The organism is Shigella sp. FJ200513 (assembly GCF_040495915.1).
Taxonomy (GTDB): domain Bacteria; phylum Pseudomonadota; class Gammaproteobacteria; order Enterobacterales; family Enterobacteriaceae; genus ECMA0423.
The window spans coordinates 1-3,100 of record NZ_JBDYCV010000195.1 but is presented as its reverse complement, the minus strand read 5'-3'; the positions used below and the strand labels follow the sequence as shown (position 1 = coordinate 3,100).

Sequence of the window (3,100 nt, the reverse complement as noted above, 5' to 3'; positions counted from 1 at the left end):
ACGGGAATATCTGCGGCAGCGGGCTTGTAATGGGTTAAGTGATAACAGATGTCTGGAAATATAGGGGCAAATCCAGCTGGATTGGGGAATGCAGTCACGCTTATCGTGGATATTTAATCCGAAAACGGGTAAAACTGTGATGCTGGCCTTTGACCATGGTTATTTTCAGGGGCCGACTATCGGACTTGAACGCATTGATATAAATATCGCCCCGCTGTTTGAACATGCCGATGTATTAATGTGTACGCGCGGCATTTTGCGCAGCGTAGTTCCCCCGGCGACCAATAAGCCGGTGGTACTGCGGGCGTCAGGTGCGAACTCTATTCTGGCGGAATTAAGTAATGAAGCCGTGGCGTTATCGATGGATGATGCCGTGCGCCTGAACAGTTGCGCGGTGGCGGCGCAGGTTTATATCGGCAGCGAATATGAACATCAGTCGATCAAAAATATTATTCAGCTGGTCGATGCCGGAATGAAAGTGGGAATGCCGACCATGGCCGTGACTGGCGTGGGCAAAGATATGGTGCGCGATCAGCGTTATTTCTCGCTCGCGACTCGAATCGCCGCTGAAATGGGGGCGCAAATTATCAAAACCTATTATGTCGAAAAAGGTTTTGAACGGATTGTTGCCGGATGTCCGGTACCCATTGTTATTGCTGGCGGTAAAAAATTACCGGAGCGCGAGACGCTGGAAATGTGCTGGCAGGCTATCGATCAGGGCGCTTCTGGTGTGGATATGGGGCGTAATATTTTCCAGTCTGACCATCCGGTGGCGATGATGAAAGCCGTACAGGCGGTGGTTCACCATAACGAAACGGCTGATCGGGCATATGAACTCTATCTGAGTGAAAAACAGTAACTGCGGATTTAAGGAGAAGAATTATGCACGTCACACTGGTTGAAATTAACGTTCATGAAGACAAGGTTGACGAGTTTATCGAAGTTTTTCGCCAGAACCACCTGGGCTCTGTACAGGAAGAAGGTAATTTGCGCTTCGATGTCTTACAGGACCCGGAAGTGAATTCGCGCTTTTATATTTACGAAGCCTATAAAGATGAAGACACAGTGGCATTCCATAAAACCACGCCTCACTACAAAACCTGTGTCGCGAAACTGGAATCTTTAATGACCGGGCCGCGTAAAAAACGTCTGTTCAATGGGTTGATGCCGTGAGGCTACAATTGGGGTAACGCGCTGACGGGAGTAAAAAAAATGTCTGACTGGAACCCCTCTTTATATCTGCACTTTTCCGCTGAACGATCGCGTCCGGCGGTGGAGCTGCTTGCCAGAGTGCCGCTGGAGAATGTCGAATATGTTGCCGATCTTGGCTGTGGCCCAGGTAACAGCACCGCCCTGCTGCATCAACGTTGGCCTGCGGCCAGGATAACAGGCATCGACTCGTCTCCGGCGATGATTGCTGAAGCGCGCAGTGCTTTGCCAGACTGCCAGTTCGTGGAAGCAGACATCCGCAACTGGCAACCGGAACAGGCACTCGATCTGATTTTTGCTAATGCCTCACTGCAATGGCTGCCCGACCACTACGAATTGTTTCCTCACTTGGTTTCTTTACTTAATCCGCAGGGCGTGCTGGCAGTACAGATGCCAGATAACTGGCTGGAGCCGACCCATGTGCTCATGCGCGAAGTTGCTTGGGAACAAAACTACCCGGATCGCGGGCGTGAGCCGTTGGCTGGCGTTCATGCTTACTACGATATTTTGAGCGAAGCCGGATGTGAGGTCGATATCTGGCGAACCACTTACTATCACCAGATGCCGTCGCACCAGGCGATTATCGATTGGGTGACCGCCACTGGATTACGTCCGTGGTTACAGGATCTGACCGAGAGCGAACAGCAGCTTTTTCTTACGCGCTACCATCAGATGCTGGAAGAGCAGTATCCACTGCAAGAGAACGGACAGATACTGCTGGCATTTCCGCGTCTGTTTATTGTTGCCCGCCGTACGGAGTAATTATCACGTCAGCTGGTAATGACGATCGGGAAGAATTTTTGCTGGAATTTCTGCTTCATCGTTCATCTGTAACAGGTCAATTTCAATAGCGTTGCAGATGGCATCCAGCGGTAAATCATTGTTTTCAGTACCGAACGGATCTTCCAGTTCTTCCGCCAGACAATCCAGCGAAATAAAAGTGTAGGAAATCAGCACAGAGATAAAAGGCGTCATGTAATGCAGGTCCACGACCAGCGCGAACGGCAGCATGATACAAAACAGATAAACGGTACGATGCAAAATCAGGGTGTAGGCAAAGGGAATTGGCGTGTAGGCAATGCGCTCACAGCCTGCCAGAACCGCTGAAATATCATTAAGCCGATCGTTGAGGCTAATAAACAGGATATCTGAAAGCTGTCCATTGCGGCGCTGAACCGCCAACCATTCTCCCATTATTAACAAGATACGGTTAGCTGGAGAGTTCGAAGCCAGTACACGCTGAAGATCTCCAGTCTTGAGATAATGAGCCAGCACTTCCGCCTGTGGCTGTTTGCGTAATGTCATGCGTAAACAGTGGGCGAAGGCGATTTGCAGCCTGGCAAACTCCCTTACACTTGCCGAATCCGGCAATGTCGTTTTTACCTCTCGCAGTAACGACCGTGAGGCAATCATCAACTGCCCCCAAAGTTTTCGCGCTTCAACGTAACGGGCGTACCCGGCATTATTACGAAAACCAAGAAAAATGGCGATGGCGACACCGAGAATGCTGAACGGTGCGAGGGTGAATTTGATGCCCAGATGCGTGTACCAGGGCAGCATGAATATAACAGCAATAGAAAAGAGAAAATTGAGTAGTAAGCGCGAGGATATCTTGGATAATACTGAGCCGTGCCAGACAAAAATACGGCGCAGCCAGTGTTGTTGTGGACGAACAATCATGGTTATCTTCAGGCGTGGAAAAGTCGCCCTATTAAACGTGATTACGATCACATTCTCAAGACGCTACTTACAAATTACCTAGAACCACGGCAGCCTGACGGCTGCAAATTGAAAACTGCCCCTGTTCGTCCTGGTGTTGCCGCACGCTCCGCAGAATATGTATGCTCTGAGGACCTGTTTTATTAAGGACTCATCCTCTTATGTTGACCCG

General features: G+C 49.8%; 3 protein-coding genes and 1 pseudogene. 3 read left to right on the top strand and 1 reads right to left on the bottom strand.

What is annotated here, in order from left to right; genetic code table 11:
- Window positions 1–76: 76 nt before the first annotated feature.
- The 3 genes and pseudogenes from lsrF to tam form a co-directional block, all read left to right on the top strand.
- Window positions 77–859: pseudogene (lsrF, locus tag ABZJ92_RS21200) on the top strand (3-hydroxy-5-phosphonooxypentane-2,4-dione thiolase); the annotation flags it as partial.
- A gap of 23 nt (window positions 860–882) precedes the next feature.
- Entirely contained in the window at window positions 883–1,173 is a 291-nt protein-coding gene (lsrG, locus tag ABZJ92_RS21195; protein ID WP_000558531.1) for a (4S)-4-hydroxy-5-phosphonooxypentane-2,3-dione isomerase, read from the top strand.
- Between the two features lie 39 nt (window positions 1,174–1,212).
- Window positions 1,213–1,971 (top strand): trans-aconitate 2-methyltransferase, encoded by a 759-nt coding sequence (gene tam / locus ABZJ92_RS21190; RefSeq protein WP_001286595.1) that lies wholly within the window; start codon window positions 1,213–1,215, stop codon window positions 1,969–1,971.
- A gap of 3 nt (window positions 1,972–1,974) precedes the next feature.
- On the opposite strand, the gene ABZJ92_RS21185 is transcribed toward tam, so the two are convergent.
- Complete coding sequence (locus tag ABZJ92_RS21185; RefSeq protein ID WP_005050130.1) at window positions 1,975–2,889, bottom strand: bestrophin family protein; 915 nt, start codon at window positions 2,887–2,889, stop codon at window positions 1,975–1,977.
- Between the last annotated feature and the right edge of the window lie 211 nt (window positions 2,890–3,100).

Coding starts and splice junctions, on each gene's coding strand:
- ABZJ92_RS21185 (WP_005050130.1), bottom strand. CDS start 2,889: ATGATTGTTCGTCCACAACAACACTGGCTGCGCCGTATTTTTGTCTGG.
- tam (WP_001286595.1), top strand. CDS start 1,213: ATGTCTGACTGGAACCCCTCTTTATATCTGCACTTTTCCGCTGAACGA.
- lsrG (WP_000558531.1), top strand. CDS start 883: ATGCACGTCACACTGGTTGAAATTAACGTTCATGAAGACAAGGTTGAC.